Genomic DNA, 17146 nt, shown 5'->3' with positions numbered 1-17146 from the left:
GCTGACGGCTGACGGCTGACGGCTACCGGCTACCGGTTTCCGGCTGACACCCCAGCACTCGGGCACCCGGCCCGGCACCGTGCCCCGGGTACCCGCCCGGCACCGGTCTCCAGCAGTGCGCCGCCCCCGCCCCGCGTCTCCCCGCAGCGCGGGAAGGGACGGGGCGGGGGCGGTGGGGCCCGCGGTGGCACCGCCATGCAGCACCGCGGGCGGTCGGTGACCCATCCGGGCCCGGTGGGGCCGGATGGGATCGGCCGCAGCGGCCGCAGCGGCCGCAGCGGCCGGATCGACCGGCCACAGCGGCCGGGAGCGACCGGCGGAACCGGCCGAACACGGCCGGAAGGCACCCGCCGGAGCCGGCCGGTCGGCCGGATCAGCCGAAGCGGCCGGAGATGTAGTCCTCGGTGGCCTGCACGGTCGGGTTGGAGAAGATGCGCTCCGTGTCGTCGATCTCGACGAGCTTCCCGGGGGCGCCCACCTCGGCGAGGTTGAAGAAGGCGGTGCGGTCGGAAACGCGCGCCGCCTGCTGCATGTTGTGCGTCACGATCACGATGGTGAAGCGCGACTTCAGCTCGCCGATCAGGTCCTCGATCGCGAGCGTGGAGATCGGGTCGAGCGCCGAGCAGGGCTCGTCCATCAGCAGCACCTGCGGTTCGACGGCGATGGCCCGGGCGATGCACAGCCGCTGCTGCTGCCCGCCGGAGAGGCCCGAACCGGGCCGGTTCAGCCGGTCCTTGACCTCGTTCCACAGATTGGCGCCCTTGAGGGAGCGCTCGACGACCTCGTCGAGGTCCTTCTTCCGGTGGTCGCCGTTGAGCCGCAGGCCCGCCGCGACGTTCTCGTAGATCGACATGGTCGGGAAGGGGTTGGGCCGCTGGAAGACCATGCCGACGGTGCGGCGCACGGAGACGGGGTCGACACCCGGCCCGTACAGGTCCTCGTCGTCCAGCATCACCTTGCCCTCGACGCGGCCGCCGTTGTTGACCTCGTGCATGCGGTTCAGGGTGCGCAGGAAGGTGGACTTGCCGCAGCCGGAGGGGCCGATGAAGGCCGTCACGGAGCGGGGCTCCACGGTCATGGAGATGTCGTCGATGGCGCGGAAGCTGCCGTAGTAGGCGGAGAGGCCGCTGACGTCGATGCGCTTGGCCATGGAAATCACTCTCTTAGTGCTTGGGGGCCTTCCAGCGGGCGATGCCGCGGGCGACCAGGTTGAGGATCATCACGAAGGCGATCAGGACGAGGGCGGCTGCCCAGGCGCGGTCGTAGGACGCCTCGTTGCCGAGGGCCCACTGCTCGTAGATGAAGTACGGGAGCGAGGACTGCGCGCCGTCGAAGGGGTTGTTGTTGATCTCGGCGGAGCCGAAGACCAGCAGCAGGATCGGGGCCGACTCACCGGCGATGCGCGCGACGGCGAGCATGATGCCGGTGGTGATGCCGCCGATCGCGGTCGGCAGCACGACCTTGATGATCGTCTTCCACTTCGGTACGCCCAGCGCCAGCGACGCCTCGCGCAGCTCGTTGGGGACGAGCTTGAGCATCTCCTCCGTCGAGCGCACGACGATCGGCATCATCAGGATCGCCAGCGCCATGGCGCCCGCGAAGCCGGAGTAGCCGAAGTCGAGAATGATGATCCAGAACGAGAGGATGAACAGACCGGCGACGATCGAGGGGATGCCGGTCATGACGTCCACGAAGAAGGTGATGGCCTTGGCGAGTCGGCCGGTGCCGTACTCGACCAGGTAGACCGCGGTCAGCAGCCCGAGGGGCGCCGCGATCAGGGTGGCCAGGCCGACCTGCTCCAGGGTGCCGATCAGGGCGTGGTAGATGCCGCCGCCCGGCTCCAGCGTGATCACTCCGCTCATGGAGTGGGTCAGGAAGTAGCCGTCCAGCACCTTCGCGCCGCGGACGAGGGTCTCCCACAGCAGGGAGGCCAGCGGGACGACGGCCAGCAGGAAGCAGACCCAGATGATGCTGGTCGCCAGCCGGTCCTTGGCCTGCCGGGTGCCCTCGACGGTGCTCGCGAGCACCGCGGTGAGGCCGAGGTAGAGGACGGCGGCGATCAGTCCCCACTGCAGGCGGCTGTCCAGCCCGCCCACCAGTCCGATTCCGATGCCGAGTACGGCGGCGACGGCGGCCAGGCCGAGCGGGGCCCAGCGCGGCAGCCGCGGCTGCCGCAGGGTGCTCACCGACGGTGCCGCCCTGTCGACGGGGGCGTCGGCCACAGCGGTCCGGCTCATGCGTTCGCTCCCGAGTACTCCTTGCGGCGCGCGATGATCAGCCGGGCCGCACCGTTGACCAGCAGGGTGATGACGAAGAGGACGAGGCCGGAGGCGATCAGTGCGTCCCGGCCCGTGGAACCGGCCTCCTTGAAGCCGGCGGCGATGTTCTGCGCGAAGGTGCCGCCGCCGGGCTCCAGCAGGCTGGCCTTGATCAGGAAGCTGGGGGAGAGGACCGTGGCGACGGCCATCGTCTCGCCCAGCGCGCGGCCCAGGCCCAGCATGGAGGCGCTGATGACGCCGGAGCGGCCGAAGGGCAGCACCGACATGCGGATGACCTCCCACCGGGTGGCACCCAGTGCGAGGGCCGCCTCCTCCTGCATCTTCGGCGACTGCCGGAAGACCTCGCGGGAGACGTTGGTGACGATCGGCAGAATCATGATCGCGAGCAGGATGCCGACCGTGAAGAGCGAGCGCGCGGCGCCGCCGTGGTAGGTGAAGAGCCCCGTCCAGCCGAGGTAGGTGTCCAGCCAGGTGTAGAGGCCGGTCAGATGCGGGACGAGGAAGAGCGCACCCCACAGGCCGTACACGATCGAGGGGACGGCGGCCAGCAGGTCGATGACGTAGCCGAGCGGTGCGGCCAGCTTGCGCGGCGCGTAGTGCGAGATGAACAGGGCGATGCCGACGGCGACCGGCACCGCGAGCACCATCGCGAGGAGGGAGCTGACGACGGTGCCGAACGCGAGGACGGCGATGCCGAAGCGGGGCGGGTCGGCGTTGGCGTCCCATTCGAAGCTGGTGAGGAAGTTGGCCTCGTCGGCGCCGATGGCGAGGGCTGCCCGCCAGGCCAGGAAGACGGCGATCGCTGCCATGATCGCCAGGAGGGTGATGCCGGATCCCCGGGAGAGCCCGAGGAATATTCGGTCACCCTTGCGTGTGGCGCCCTTCGCGGAGGCCGCTGTCGCGGGAGGGGTTTCGGTAGTCATGGTCTCTCCGGTCTGACGGTGCGGGCCGCTGTGCGCGCGGTGTGGCTGCGCGGCGCGGCCCCTTGGCGGTGCACCGGATCGTTCGCACCCCGGTGATCGGGACTTTCGTGATATTCAGGGCGCGAGTTTGCGTGGGGGAGCGGACGGCGGTGCGCGGGGCACCGCCGGTCCACACCGTCGGGGTCCCGCCCTGGTGGCGGGATCTGCTCAGCTCAGGCCGTCGATGGTCGAGCGGACCTTGGTGACGATCTCGTCGGGGATCGGGGCGTAGCCCTTCTCCTTGAGTGCCTTCTGGCCGTCCTCGCTCGCGGTGTACTTGAGGAAGGACTTCGTCGCGTCCAGCGACTCCTTCTTGTTGCCCTTGTCGCAGGCGATCTCGTACGTCACCAGGACGATCGGGTAGGCGCCCGCGGACTCGGTCTTGTAGTTCAGCTCCAGGGAGAGGTCCTTGCCCTGGCCCACGACCTTGGCGTCCGCGATGGCCTTGGAGGCGTTGTCCGCGGTGGCGTCGACGGGCTCCTCGGCGCCGGTGTCCAGCTTGACCGTGTTCAGGTCGTTGCCGGTGGCGTAGGAGAGCTCCGCGTAGCCGATGGAGCCGTCGTTCTGCTTGACGTTGGTGGCGATGCCGGAGGAGCCGTCGGCGCCCTGGCCGCCCTTGCCCGCCCAGGCCTTCTCCGGCTCGTGCTTCCAGGAGGAGGGGGCGGCGGTGTTGAGGTACTTGGTGAAGTTGTCCGTGGTGCCCGACTCGTCGGACCGGTGGAACGCCTGGATCTTCTTGCCGGGGAGCTTCGCGTCCGGGTTGAGCTTCTTGATCGCGGGGTCGTTCCACTTGGTGATCTTCGAGTCGAAGATCTTGGCCAGCGTGTCGGCGTCCAGCACCAGCCCGTCGACGCCCTCCAGGTGGTAGGTGACCGCGATCGGGCCGCCGACCATCGGCAGGTCGATGCCCTGGCCGCCCTTGCAGACCTTCTTGGACTTGGCGACCTCGTCCGGCTTGAGCGCCGAGTCGGAGCCCGCGAAGGCCGTCTTGCCCTGCAGGAACTCCTGGATGCCCGCGCCCGAGCCGGTGGGCTTGTAGTTGATCTGGGTGTTGCCGCAGGCGGACTGGTAGGTCTGCGTCCAGATGTCCATGGCGTTCTTCTGGGCGCTGGAGCCGGAGGCGAGGAGGTTGCCCTCGCCCTCGCACTTGATCTTGCTGGCCGCCTTCGTCGTGTCGCCGCCGGAGCCGCCGGAGTTGTCGTCCGAGCCGCAGGCGCTCAGGGCCAGGGCGCCACAGACCGTGAGGGCGCCGACGGCGGCGGTGCGGAGCCGGAGTGTGCGCTGAAGCTTCACTTTCGTTCAGTTCCTTCCTGGGCCCGGGAGCGACGGCCGGCCGGCCGTCGGGTTCTCTGGCTACGGGGCGCGGTTCCTGAACCAGGCTGTGCCGCGCGCTTGGTAAGGCCGAAATTAGACAGATCAGATGAAGTGGCCGACGGAGCTGAGTGAACGCCGAGTGAACCTCGGCGGTCAGCCCGGTGCCCCCGCGAGGGGGCCGCTCCGCGGCGGCGCCTGTGGATACTCGTCAGTACATTCCTCTGTTCTCTTCCGTCCGGGCATGGCACTATCACGCTGCGTCGGCCAAAGTTGACCACAACCAGGGGGTGGCCCGGGTGACACGGCCGCAGACCAGCTCGACCCTCCCGTACGTCCGGTACGGGCTCGTGGCGGCCTGCACCATGGCGCTGCTGGCCGGACTCGGGCCGGGCACCGCGTACGCCGCGCCGGGGAAGCCGGACCCCGGCGGCACCCGGCCCGGCGCCGATGCCGGGGCCGAGGCCGACGAGCCGGGCGGCACCGGCAAGCCGACCCTCGAGCAGATCCGCAAGCAGATCGAGAAGCTGCACGACAAGGCCGGTTCGGCGACGGACGCCTACAACGCGGCCGAGGCCGCCGTCGACAAGCAGCAGCAGCACGTCGTCAAACTGGCCAAGCGCATCGAGTCCACCCAGGGCAAACTGGATGAACTCAACAAGTCGGCCGGTGCCATGGCCCGGGCGCAGTACCGCAACGGCGGCATGCCGGACGCCGCCGCGCTGATGCTCGGCGACGACCCGGAGAAGTTCCTGCAGGGCGTCTCCCTGGCCCGTAAGGGGCAGCATGCCACGCGCGGGCTCCTCGGCTCCCTGACCAGGAACCGCGCCCGGCTCCGCGGGTACTCGGCGGACGCCACCGACGAGTGGAAGAAGCTGGAGCGGAACCGCAAGAAGAAGGCCGCGGCCAAGAAGAAGATCACCGCGCAGCTGAAGCAGGCCGAGAAGATCGAGTCCGGCCTGAAGAAGGAAGAGCGGGAGCGGCTGCGTGAGCTGCAGGACGAGGCCGCCAGGGCGCGACAGGCCGAGTGGATCGGGTCGGGAGTGCTGAAGGGGCTCGACGGGAAGGCGTCCGCGGCCGGCCGGCGCGCCATCGAATGGGCCACCAAGCAGCTCGGCAAGGACTACGTCTGGGGCGCCGAGGGTCCCGACACCTTCGACTGCTCCGGGCTGACGATGCGGGCCTGGGAGGCGGCCGGGGTGCGGATCCCGCGCACCTCGCAGGAGCAGTGGAAGCAGTTGCCGCACGTCCCGGTCCGGAAGATGCGCCCAGGTGATCTGATCATCTACAAGAAGGACGCCAGTCACGTGGGGATCTATGTCGGCGACGGCGCGTTGCTGCATGCCCCGCGCACCGGCCGGCAGATCACCGTCGAGGGTGCGGGCAGTATGCCGATCCTGGGCGTCGTCCGCCCGGACGAGTAGGCACGCCTCCGGCCGGTCCGGTCAGGGGTCCCCGGTCGGCTGGCCGAAGGGCGATCTGCCCGGATTCCGGAGATTCTCGGCAGGTGGGAAAGCCCCTTGCGCGGACAAAAGTGTACTCACCGTGTGAAGCGGGACGAGTAGGCGCATGCCGGGTGGGGTGCGGGTCCGGCGCGGCCGTCCCGTTTCCAGCACGTGAGCTTGGTCATGCGGGGGCGGGGGAAAACGGGGCCATAGCGGCGTGAATTCCCGTTGTGGCGTGGGCATATGACAGTGACGGATTATCGTCGGCCATTCCGTCCATCCGTACGCGGAAGCTAAGGTCCTGTCCGACAGCCCGGGATGACGAGCGCCCACCACCGCGCGCCGTTCCGGGCTCACCCATGGTGGCCGCCGCTCGGCGCGCACACCACGCCCTCGGGGGAGGGAGAGGTTTCAGCATGCCCGTAAGCGCGCCCCAGGCCGGGGCGGTGGCACAGGCCGCCGACGCGTCGGCCCGGCAGGCCGCGCAGGGACCCGGCAGCAGCCTGACCCTGCTGGTCGTCGAGGACGATCCGGCCGGTGCGCTGAGTGTGCCCCGCATGCTCGACGCATACGGTCGGCCCGTGCGGGTCCGTACCGCCCGCAACCTCACCGAGGCCGCACGGCTGCTCACCGACGACGTCCACTGCATCCTGCTGGACCTCGCGCTGCCGTGCGAGCTCCGCGGGCAGGCAGAGGAGTCCCCGTTCGAGAGCTCCGCGGCCGAGGCGGCGCGGACCGCGCCCGTGCCGGCACCCGGCACCCCGGGAGGGGACGCGAGAGCGGGGGATGCCGCCGAGGCCGGGTCCGGTGCCGCCGCGCAGACCGGTGCCGCGGCGTCCGGTGCCGCGGCGACCGGCGTACCCGCCTCCGGCGCCGCCGCGTCCGGTGCACCCGCACCCGGAGGCCCGGAGTCCGGAACTCCGCCCGTTCCCGGTACCGGACCGGCTCCGGAATCCGACGAGCTGCACATCCTGCACCGGGTCCTGCGGATGGCCCCCCGGCACGCCGTCCTGGCGCTCACCGACGGCAGTGACGCGGAACGGGCCGCCGAGGCCGTCCGGGTCGGCGCCCAGGACTACCTCTTCCGCGACGAACTGGACGGCAGGCTGCTGATGCGCGCCGTCCGCTACGCCGTGGAGCGCAAGCGGGCCGACCTGGCCCAGCGCCAGCTCACCGAGAGCCGGCTGCGGGCCCAGGAGAACGCCCGGCTGGAGCGCGGGCTGCTGCCCCGGCCGCTGCTGGAGGGCAACGACCTGCGGTTCGCCGCCAGGTACCGGCCCGGCCGCTCCCGTGCGCTGCTGGGCGGCGACTTCTACGACACCGTCCGCACCCCGGACGGCGTCGTCCACGCGATGATCGGCGACGTGTGCGGCCACGGACCCGACGAGGCGGCGCTCGGCGTCGAGCTGCGGATCGCCTGGCGTGCCCTGACCTTCGCCGGACTGTGCGGGGACGCGCTGCTGAGCACCCTGCAGAAAGTGCTGGAGAACGAGCGGAGCAGCGAGGAGATCTTCGCGACGCTGTGCACCGTCGACATCGCAGCCGACGGCCGCAGCGCCGGCGTCTGCCTCGCCGGGCACCCCTCGCCGCTGTTCGCCGGGGCCGACGCGGACGCGGCGCCCCGGCTGCTTCCCGAGGGGGAGAACGGCCCCGCGCTCGGACTGCTCCCCCAGGCCCGCTGGCCGCGCCGCCAGGTCCGGCTGGGCCGCTCCTGGAGCCTGATGATGTACACGGACGGGCTGATCGAGGGCCGGGTGCACGGCGGCCGCGCGGAGGAGCCCCGCACCGGTGCGGACTCCGCCGAGGGCACCGGATCGAGCCGGGAGCGGCTGGGCCAGCAGGGGATGCTCGACATCGTGGCCCGTCGGATGGCCGAGGGTGCACAGGGCGAGCGGCTGCTCGACGGGACGATGGACGAGGTGCGCGGGCTCAACGGTGGCGAGCTGACCGACGACGTGGCCGTCCTGCTGCTGGGCCGGGGCCGTCAGGCGTAGTGGCGCCCCGGCCTGCCGGGCCCGGCAGGCCGCGCCGTCAGGCGTGGCGCCTCGTGGCCGCCGTCAGGCGTGGCTACCCGTGGCCGTGGCCGGATCGGCACGTCCCGGCGCCCTGCGCGGCTCCCGCCGGGGGCGTCTCCCGGGGCTCCCGCTCCGATCGTGCTCAGGATTTCCGTCAGGGGTCCTGCACGTCACCGGACGGCCCGCGGCGGCGGCCGGTCATCGGGGAGCGGACCGCGCGGGGTCGTCTGCCGGGCGCGCGGTCACCTGCCGTTGAACGGTCCGTACGGGCCGTCGCTGCTGCTGCCGCCGCGCGGGCGGCGGTCCCGGCCGTTGCCCATGACCTGCTTCAGGGCCGGCCGGGCGTCGACCATGTAGACGATCGTCGCGATCAGCCCGATGATCTTCAGCAGGAACATCGGCACCACGAGGTTCACCAGCACGGTGATCCCCAGGATGATCAGCCAGAACTGCTTGTTCTGCTTGTCCGCGGCCCGGAAGGCGTCCTCGCGCCGGAAGGCGGCGTCCACGAAGGTGAACACCGCCAGGGCGAGCAGCACAATGCTGATCAGCCCGAAGACAGTGGCCTGAAAGCCCGCGAACAGCATGGTGCTCACACTCCCGGTCGGTGTCGGTGCCTTGCTCGGTCGCCTCGGCCGCAGTCGTCGTCGCGGCGGTCACGTGGCTCGAAGAGATGGCGGAGGGCTCGAAGGGGCTTGTCGCAACCGTACCGCAGCCCTCGCGGAACGGGCCGGGACCGCGTAGGGTGCCCGGCCCGTTCCGTCCCGGGCGCCGCTTGGGTCAGGAATCGGACTTCGGCGCCGACTTCCGGGTGCCGGATCCGGTGGAGCGGGTCGTGCCGGTCTTCTTGGCGCCGGAGGAGGCGGTGGAGCCGGCCGCGGACTTGGTGCCGCCGCCCGCGGTGCTCTTCGCACCCGTGGTCCCCGTGTTCTTCGCGCCCGTGGTCCCCGTGCCCTTGGCGGTCGTGCTCCTGGCCGCGCTCTTGCCGGAGGAGACGGTGCCGGTGCCGCCGGTGGACGCGGCGGAGGTGTCGCGCGGGGCGGTGCCGGAGGTTCCCCCGGCGGTCTCCTCGGCCGGCGGCTCGGCGATCTTGACCGACTGGGCCGGCTCGCGCTCGACGGTCACCTCGGGGGCGTCGCCACCGCTCTCGCCGCGCCAGTTCCTGACGGCTTCGCGGCCGCGCACCGCCAGGTCGTCGTAGGTCTCCCGCGCCTTGACCGCGTACTCGGCGGCGACGCCGACTCCCTGCAGCGCCAGGTGCTGGGCCTGCTCGCGGAGCTTCTTGATGTCGGTGTCCAGCCCGCCGAGGGTCTCGCTCACCTTGACCTGGGTCTCCTTGGCCTGCTGGGTGAGCCGCGCCTGCACCTCCTTGGGGTCCGTCTCCCGGACCGCGGCGATGGCCTGCGGCGCCTCCTCGCGGAGCTTGTCGACGACGCCCGCGGCGACGTAGAGGGGCGTCGGGTCGGTGAAGGTCTTGCGCAGGTCGTTCGCGATGGGCATGAGGGTTCGCCTTTCGTGGCTCAACTCGCCTGGTGAGGCCGTCCGTCGCGAGGGGGCCGACGCCCGCGGTGCCGGTGGCCGCACCGTCGCGGCCCCTCGCTGTCCTTGCTCAGCTTGTTGTGCTTACTGCGCCTGCCGGGGCTCCGCCGCGGGTGCCTCCGCCGCGGGCGGGTCCGCCGCGTCGGGGGCGGCTGCCCGCTGCTGCGCGTTCTCCTTGCGGAAGGACTCGTAGATCTGGAGCAGCGCCTGCTTCTGCTGCTCGTTGATCGTGGAGTCCGCGAGGATCGCGGCCGGAACCTGCAGCAGGTCCTCCCGGTCCCGCTCGTCGAGGATCCCGGCCTGCACATAGAGCGACTCCGCCGAGATCCGCAGCGCCTTGGCCAGTTGCTGCAGGATCTCCGCGCTGGGCTTGCGCAGGCCGCGTTCGATCTGGCTCAGGTACGGGTTCGAGACACCGGCGGCCTCCGCGAGCTGCCGCAGCGACAGCTTCGCGGTCCGCCGTTGTTCCCGCAGGAACTCGCCGAGGTTCCCGACGTTGAGCGAGGCCATGCACACAGCATGCACCCGATTGCTAACTATTGCAAGCACCTTGCTTGCAAGTGTGTGCCCTGGCCCTCGCGGGCTGCGCGGAGTTCCGGTCGCCGCCCTCCGGGACCGTGCGCCGGACAGCCGCGGGTCTTCTACGGGGCAAGCGCTCCTCGACCTTCCGAACCGTCGAGGAGCGCTTGCCCCGTGTCTCTCCCGGACCTGGCCGGCCTCGGTGCGGAAGGCCAAGGAGCGACCGGCGAGGCGACGCGCACCGCCCCGACGACGACGAACAGAAGGCGGCCGGGTCGCCCTGCTCGCGGTGCCGCGCGACTCGCGGCCGAACTCCGAACGCCGGCCGACTGCCTCGCCGAGATGGGCCGTGACCGGGCGCCCGAAGGCGTGACCGTGCTGGCCGGCCGGACTCGGTCGGACGCGCGGGTCAGTCGACGGCGGAGGCACCGCCGACCGGGGCGCCGAACCAGCGCGGCAGGCGGTCGAGCAGCTCCGCCTGCTCCTCGCCGGCCCAGGCCACATGCCCGTCCGGCCGCAGCAGGACGGCGGGTGCGTCCAGTTCCTCGGCGACATCCACGACGTGGTCGACCCGGTCGGCCCACCCCGCGACCGAGAGGCGGCCGGTCTGGTCGAGCAGCAGCCCGCGGCCACCGTGCAGCAGCGAGTAGAGCCGCCCCCGCTTCAGCTCCACGTCCCGCAGCCGTCGGCCGAGGAGTGCGTGACCGTCCTCGCCGAAGTCGTACCGGACCCCGATCGCGGTGAGCTTCTCGTTCAGGTACCGGTGCACCTCCTCGAAGTCCATCAGTTCCGAGACCAGCCGGCGCACCGCCAGCGGTCCCGGTTCGGTCGACAGCAACACCATCTGCGCACGGGCGTTGACCAGTACCTCGGCGGCCACCGGGTGCCGCTCTGCGTGGTAGCTGTCCAGCAGGCCCTCCGGCGCCCAGCCGTTGACCTCGGCCGCCAGCTTCCAGCCGAGGTTGAACGCGTCCTGGACACCGAGATTGAGTCCCTGCCCACCGGTCGGCGGGTGGATGTGCGCCGCGTCGCCCGCCAGCAGGACCCGGCCGGTCCGGTAGCGCTCGGCCTGCCGCGTGGCGTCGCCGAAGCGGGAGAGCCAGCGCGGCGAGTGCACTCCGAGGTCGGTTCCCGCATGCACCCGGAGCTGCCGCTGGAACTCCTCGAGGGACGGCGGGACCGTGCGGTCCTCGGCCACCCCGGCGGCGGGCACGACGACGCGGTACACCCCGTCGGCGAGAGGCATGGCACCGAACAGGCGCTGCGTCTTGCGGACCTCCGTCATCACGCTGTTCAGCGTCTCCGCCGGTACACCCACCTCCATCTCGCCCAGCAGCGTGTCGACCCGGCTGGGCTCGCCGGGGAAGCCGACGCCGAGCAGCTTGCGCACCCTGCTGCGGCCGCCGTCGCAGCCGACCAGATAGCGCGAGCGCAGCCGGGTGCCGTCGGCCAGCTCCGCCGTCACCCCGTGCGCGTCCTGGTCCAGTCCGACCACCTCGCAGCCGCGCCGCAGCTCGGCGCCGAGCTCTACCGCGTGTTCGGTCAGCAGCTGTTCGGTGCGGGGCTGCGGGATGCTGAGGACGTACGCGTGCGAGGAGTCCAGGCGTACCTGGTGCGGTTTGCTGATGCCGGCGAAGAATCCGTTCAGCGGGTACTGCTTGCCCAGTGCGAGAAAGCGCTCCAGCAGGCCGCGCTGGTCCATCATCTCGATACTGCGTACGTGCATGCCGAGCGCGCGGACCACCGTGGTCGGCTCCGCCTCCTTCTCCAGCACGACCACCCGCACCCCGTGCAGCCGCAACTCCGCGGCCAGCATCAGCCCGGTCGGTCCGCCACCGGCCACGATCACGTCGATCATCGAATCCCCCATTTTCCCGGCTGCCTTCCGGCCGGCCGCTGCACTGCTCTCCACAGCGCGGCGGGACCCCCGGCACCTTCGTGCCGGGCGCCCGCCTCGGCGACCGCCTTCCGTGTCCCGTGTCCGCGCTGTGGACGCACCGACGGGTCGCCTTTGCGCGCCCCGCACGGTGACCAGCTCGCCGACACGCCGCATAAGCACGCGTACTGCGCGAATCCCTGAATTGCCCAGGTTCTGGTCTCGGCCCGTGATTCTGGGGCATCACCGGGGTCTTGCCGCAAGGCCCCCACTGCGCTATATGTTGAGAGTGGCGAGGAGTGCGCAACGAGCTTCCGAACTGCGGTTCCGGCAGTGTTCGATGTACCGGTGTCCGATGTGCCGGTGTCCGATGCGCGGCACCGTCCGTACCACCCACACCACCCGGTGACCGCCTCCCCAACTCCCTTCTCCCGTCCCCGGCCGACGCTTGCCGGACACCTGACGGGCCGCCTCCGGGGCTCCGTTCGGCAACCGTTTCCTCCCGGCGAACGCGCGACAGCGGACGAAGGCGGTCTGTCCGTCCCGCGAGGGGGCTGGTCTCCTGCGAAGGCGGCTTGTCAGTCCAGGACCGCGGTGGCCTCGATCTCCACGAGATGCTCGGGGACGTCGAGCGCCGCGACGCCCAGCAGCGTGGCGGGCGGGGCCGAAACCGCTCCGGTTGCCGCCGCGCCCCTCGAGATACCCTCCATGAGCTGGGGCATCTTGTCGGGCGTCCAGTCGACGACATGGAAGGTCAGCTTCGCCACGTCCTCGAAGGTGCCGCCGACCTCGGCGAGCGCCGTGCCGATGTTGCGGTAGCACTGTTCGACCTGCGCGGCGAGATCGCCCTCGCCGAGGGTGGTCCCTTCGGCGTCCCAGGCGACCTGCCCGGCGACGAAGACAAGTCGCGATCCGGAGGAGATCGACACCTGCCGGTAGGCGTCGATCGCGGGCAGTCCGGCGGGGTTCACGAGAGTGACGGGCATGTTGTGCGCCTCCTTGTGCACGGGTTCGGGGCCCGCGCGGTCAGACCTCGTGCGGTCTCTTATGGATACTCGGGAACCATAAGAGAGTGCTTTCTGACGTGGAAGAACGCACTTTTCGGTGCCGTGGGCACCAGAAGGTGACCGTGCAGCTCCCGGCGGATTCGCCTTGGCGGGCGTCCGCTGCCTCCTGCTGCCTCCTGCTGCCTCCTGCCGCCTTCTGCCGCCTTCTGCCGCCTTCTGCGGTGCGGGGCGCGGCACGGTTCGGGGCCGACCGCGGACGGCGGACGGGCCGGGCGGGTCGGGCGGGCCGGGATTCCGGCCCCGTCCTCGGTCCCGCTTCCACCCTCGGTCCCGGTCCGGACCCGGTTCCGATCGAGTCCCCGCCCGGTCCTGGTCAGCTCCCGGGCTTGGCCCCGGCCCCGGCCTCGGTTCAGGTCCCCGGTCCGGCCGCTGCGGCGGGCTGATCCGCCGACCGGCGTCCGGAGGGGGCGCCGGGCGGGCTGCGGAAAGCCCCGGCCCGCGCGGCGAGCACCGCTGCGCGGGCCGCCTCCACGGGCAGTTCCGGGTCGGGCGCGGCATGCAGCAGTACCCGGTGGTGGTAGACGGGGGAGGTGGAACTCACCACCAGCTTCCGCGCTTCGACGGGTGGTTCCAACTCCCCGCGCGCCACGGCCCGGTCCACGATCGCGACGCAGCGGTCGTAGCGCTCCTCCCAGAACCGCCGCAGCGACCGGGCCGCCTCCTCCGAGCGGAAGGAAGCGGCGATCATGGCCAGAGCGACCGAGGGCTCCTCGGTCAACGCCTCCTGCACCTCGCCGTTCAGTGCCCGAAGATCGCCCTCCAGGGAGCCGGTGTCGGGCGGGCTCCAGCCGTCGTCGCCCGCCGCGTCGAGTGCGTCGGCCAGCAGACCGCCCACGTCCCGCCAGCGGCGGTAGACCGTGGCGCGGTGCACGCCCGAACGAGCCGCGACGGCGTCCACGGTCAGCCCGTCGAAGCCGTATTCGACCAGCAGCGGACCGACGGCCTCCAGCACCTTCTCGCGCACGCGCGCCGTGCGCCCGCCCGGCCGGCGGGCACCGGCGGCGCCGCGGGACGTCCCGATGCCCCGGGGCGACTCCCGGTCCTGGTCCGCTTCCGGGGTACGGCGCGTGTCCCGTCCGTCCTGGCCGTCCGGGGCCGTGCGGGCCTGCCCCGCGTCGTCTTCCGTGCCGCCCGGCTTGCGCGGCTGCTGCCGGGCCGGCCGCTCCGGTCCCTGCCCCTCCGCTGTCACGTCGCGCTCATCCCGCTTCCCCTCGTCTCGCGCTCCGGCTCCGCGGACCCGTGTCCGCGACCGGTGTCCGTCCGGCTCCCGCGAATTCCCTCTTTTCCGCCTTGCCGTGACCGCTGTCGTCGTGCCAACATCTTAACGCGACAGGCGTCGCGGTAAAAGCCCGCCGGTCGCATCCCGAGCCGTCACCCGTCGCGCACGCCGCGACACGGAAGAGGAGTCGTCGATGTTCGACCAGAGCGTTCACCCGGTCCCCCTTGGCCGCTTCATTCCTGATCGCTTTGGAGAGCACGGATGGCTACCCGGATCACGGCTTCGGCCGTCACCAAGTCGTACGACGGCCGCACGGTTCTGGACGGAGTGAGCTGCTCCCTCTCGGCGGGTGAACGAGCGGGGATCGTCGGGGAGAACGGCTCCGGCAAGACGACCCTGCTCAGGCTGCTCGCGGGGCACGAGAAGCCGGACGTGGGCGAGGTCGTTCTGCACGCCGAGGGAGGTGTGGGCCACCTCGCTCAGGACGCTCCGCTTCCGCCGGAGCTGACCGCCCAGCAGGTCATCGACGGGGCGCTGGGCGAACTGCGCGCCATGGAGCGGCGCCTGCGCACGCTGGAAGCGGCGATGGCGGAGGGCGAGAGGTCGGTCCTCGCCGAGTACGGAGACCTGCTGACCGCGTTCGAACTCCGGGGCGGCTACGACGCCGAGGCCCGCGTCGAGCGTGCACTGCACGGTCTCGGGCTGGGGCTCCTGCCCCGCGGCCGCACCGTCGGCGGCCTCTCCGGCGGCGAACGGGTACGGCTCCGGATGGCCGCGCTGCTGGCCGCGAACCCCGAGGTGCTGCTGCTGGACGAGCCGACCAACCACCTGGACGGCGCCGCGCTTCGCTGGCTGGAGGACCATCTGCGGACACGCCGCGGCATCACCCTCGCCGTCTCGCACGACCGCACCTTTCTGGAGCGCGTCGCGACGACACTGCTCGAAGTGGACGGTGATCGCCGCACGGTCGTCCGCTACGGCAACGGCTATGCGGGCTATCTGGCGGAGCAGGCCGCAGCCCGCCGCCGCTGGGCCGAGGCGTACGGGCGCTGGCGGGCCGAGGCGGAACGGCTCCGGGAGACCGCCGCCACCACGGCCCGCAGGGTGGCGCCCGGCAGGGCGATGAAGGACGGCAACAAGATGGCCTACGACCGGGCCGCCGGGCGTGTCCAGCAGTCGCTGGCCGGGCGGGTCCGCAACGCCGAGGAACGGCTGCGCCGACTGCTGGCGGACCCCGTGCCGCCCCCACCGGTGCCGCTGCGCTTCGCCCCGCAGCTCCGCGCCGGCGGACTGCGCGGCACGCTGCTGACGGCCGAGGGGATCGCGGTCCGGGGCCGGTTGGCGCGGACCGACCTGACACTCGCGGCGGGCGAACGGCTGCTGGTGACGGGGCCGAACGGTGCGGGGAAGAGCACCCTGCTGAACGCTCTCGCGGGGAAGCCGGCACCGGACACCGGCCGGATCGCGCGCCGCGGCACGATCGGCCACCTGCCCCAGGAGCCGGAGATTCCCGGCGGATCGGAGCAGACCCTGCTGGACGCGTACACGCACGGCCGTGCCGGAACGCGTGCGGAGCACACCCGGCAGCTGCTGGCGCTGGGCCTGTTCGCCCCGGAGCGGCTGGAGGTGCCCGTCGCCCGGCTCTCCACCGGCCAGCGGCAGCGCCTGGCACTGGCCCGGCTGGTGACCACGCCGGCCGACATCCTGCTGCTGGACGAACCGACCAACCATCTGTCCCCCGCGCTGGTCGAGGAGTTGGAGGAGGCCTTGCACGCCTACGAGGGCGCGTTGGTCGTGGTGAGCCACGACCGCAGGCTGCGGCAGCGCTGGCGGGGTGCGCGGCTGGCACTGGAAGAACCGAACGCGGCGCTCTCCGAGGAAGCGGCCGGAAAGAGGAGCTGTTGATGAGTCAGGACCCGGCGAACACCGCACACGCACCGCGTTCCGAGGCCGGCCCCGGGACGGAGCCGGCCGCGTCGGCGCCTCCGGTGGCCGTGACCACCACGGCGTCCTTCGGCCCCGGCACGGGCCCCTACGGCATCACCGTCGGCCCCGACGGGGCACTGTGGGTCACCCTCGTGACGGCGGGCGCCGTGGCTCGTGTCACGCCGGAAGGCCGGGCGACGACCTGGCCGCTGGACGCGGCCGACTCGGGCCCGGCAGCGATCACGCCAGGGCCCGACGGAGCCCTGTGGTTCACCCGCACCCGAGACCATCGCATCGGCCGGATCACGGTCGACGGGCAGACCACGTCCTTCGCCCCGCCGACACCGGAGTGCGGTCCATACGGCATCGCGGCGGCCGCGGACGGGGCACTCTGGTTCACGGAGACCAGCGCCCATCGCCTCGGCCGCATCACCACGGAAGGCGAGGTCACCGAGTTTCCCCTACCGGTCGACGGCTGCTTTCCCTCCGCTCTGGTGGCCGGCCCCGACGGGGCCCTGTGGTGCACGTTGAACCAGGCGGATGCGATCGCCCGGATCGCGCTCGACGGCAGCGTCACGTTGTACGAGCTGCCCACCGCGGGAGCGGCACCGGTGGGTATCGCCGCCGGGGCGGACGAGCTGTGGTTCGCGGAGATCGGCGCCGGTCAGCTCGGGCGGATCGGTTTGGACGGCAGGGTCCAGGAATTCCCGCTGCCCGACCGGAAGGCGAGGCCGCACGCGGTGGCCGTCGGCCCGGACGGCACCTGCTGGGTCACCGAGTGGGCGGGCAACCGCGTGGCTTCCCGCGCTCCTTCCGGTCACCTCGTGGAGCATCCGCTGCCCACACCCGAATCGGAACCGCACGGCCTGACGCTCGGCCCGGACGGCGCCCTCCATGTTGCCCTGGAGTGGGGAGAGGTGGTGCGGATCAGCACGTTGCGGCCCTGACGGCCCTGACGGCCCTGGCCCGAGACCGTCCCTTGAGCGGC

At 71.9% G+C, this 17146-nt stretch carries 14 protein-coding genes; 4 read left to right on the top strand and 10 right to left on the bottom strand.

Annotated elements, in window-relative coordinates; translation table 11 throughout:
• Positions 1–373 precede the first annotated feature (373 nt).
• The 4 genes from pstB to pstS all read right to left on the bottom strand — a co-directional run bounded on the left by pstB (position 374) and on the right by pstS (position 4534).
• Positions 374–1150, bottom strand: a complete 777-nt coding sequence (gene pstB / locus A949_RS0101995; RefSeq protein WP_019354333.1) for a phosphate ABC transporter ATP-binding protein PstB — start codon at positions 1148–1150, stop codon at positions 374–376.
• A gap of 13 nt (positions 1151–1163) precedes the next feature.
• A complete protein-coding gene (pstA, locus tag A949_RS0101990; RefSeq protein WP_019354332.1) occupies positions 1164–2237 on the bottom strand; it encodes a phosphate ABC transporter permease PstA in 1074 nt (357 codons plus the stop codon).
• A complete protein-coding gene (pstC, locus tag A949_RS0101985) occupies positions 2234–3202 on the bottom strand; it encodes a phosphate ABC transporter permease subunit PstC (RefSeq protein ID WP_019354331.1) in 969 nt (322 codons plus the stop codon). Before pstC ends, pstA begins: the two co-directional genes overlap by 4 nt.
• 207 nt (positions 3203–3409) lie before the next feature.
• Positions 3410–4534 carry a phosphate ABC transporter substrate-binding protein PstS gene (gene pstS / locus A949_RS0101980; RefSeq protein WP_019354330.1) on the bottom strand — a complete coding sequence of 375 codons (1125 nt, stop codon included), beginning with the start codon at positions 4532–4534 and terminating at the stop codon, positions 3410–3412.
• Between the two features lie 317 nt (positions 4535–4851).
• On the opposite strand from pstS, the gene A949_RS0101975 reads away from it, so the two are divergent.
• The gene (locus A949_RS0101975) at positions 4852–5976 is read left to right on the top strand and encodes a C40 family peptidase (RefSeq protein WP_019354329.1); all 1125 of its coding nucleotides are present in this window, start codon (positions 4852–4854) and stop codon (positions 5974–5976) included.
• Positions 5977–6413: 437 nt separating this feature from the next.
• Positions 6414–7991, top strand: a complete 1578-nt coding sequence (locus A949_RS0101970) for a fused response regulator/phosphatase (protein ID WP_019354328.1) — start codon at positions 6414–6416, stop codon at positions 7989–7991.
• Between the two features lie 263 nt (positions 7992–8254).
• Here A949_RS0101970 and A949_RS0101965 read toward each other — a convergent pair whose 3' ends face one another.
• From A949_RS0101965 to A949_RS0101940, 6 genes are all read right to left on the bottom strand, one after another.
• Positions 8255–8599 (bottom strand): DUF2516 family protein, encoded by a 345-nt coding sequence (locus tag A949_RS0101965; protein ID WP_019354327.1) that lies wholly within the window; start codon positions 8597–8599, stop codon positions 8255–8257.
• A 193-nt stretch (positions 8600–8792) separates the two neighbouring features.
• Positions 8793–9512, bottom strand: coding sequence for a hypothetical protein (locus A949_RS35335; RefSeq protein WP_237735711.1), 720 nt, complete (start codon positions 9510–9512; stop codon positions 8793–8795).
• Between the two features lie 123 nt (positions 9513–9635).
• Entirely contained in the window at positions 9636–10061 is a 426-nt protein-coding gene (locus A949_RS0101955; RefSeq protein ID WP_037705790.1) for a helix-turn-helix domain-containing protein, read from the bottom strand.
• 418 nt (positions 10062–10479) lie between these two features.
• A complete protein-coding gene (rox, locus tag A949_RS0101950; RefSeq protein WP_019354325.1) occupies positions 10480–11928 on the bottom strand; it encodes a rifampin monooxygenase in 1449 nt (482 codons plus the stop codon).
• Positions 11929–12524: 596 nt separating this feature from the next.
• On the bottom strand, positions 12525–12932 hold the full coding sequence (locus tag A949_RS0101945; RefSeq protein WP_019354324.1) for a RidA family protein: 408 nt from the start codon (positions 12930–12932) through the stop codon (positions 12525–12527).
• Between the two features lie 430 nt (positions 12933–13362).
• On the bottom strand, positions 13363–14034 hold the full coding sequence (locus tag A949_RS0101940; RefSeq protein WP_051019361.1) for a TetR/AcrR family transcriptional regulator: 672 nt from the start codon (positions 14032–14034) through the stop codon (positions 13363–13365).
• Between the two features lie 459 nt (positions 14035–14493).
• On the opposite strand from A949_RS0101940, the gene abc-f reads away from it, so the two are divergent.
• Both abc-f and A949_RS0101930 read left to right on the top strand, forming a co-directional pair.
• Positions 14494–16137 (top strand): ribosomal protection-like ABC-F family protein, encoded by a 1644-nt coding sequence (gene abc-f / locus A949_RS0101935; RefSeq protein ID WP_019354322.1) that lies wholly within the window; start codon positions 14494–14496, stop codon positions 16135–16137.
• Positions 16137–17105 carry a Vgb family protein gene (locus A949_RS0101930; RefSeq protein WP_019354321.1) on the top strand — a complete coding sequence of 323 codons (969 nt, stop codon included), beginning with the start codon at positions 16137–16139 and terminating at the stop codon, positions 17103–17105. The genes abc-f and A949_RS0101930 overlap by 1 nt, the downstream gene beginning before the upstream one ends.
• The last annotated feature ends 41 nt before the right edge of the window (positions 17106–17146 follow it).

It is taken from the genome of Streptomyces sp. AA1529, from assembly GCF_000280905.1.
Lineage (GTDB): Bacteria > Actinomycetota > Actinomycetes > Streptomycetales > Streptomycetaceae > Streptomyces.
This window is presented reverse-complemented; position numbering and strand designations above follow the sequence as displayed.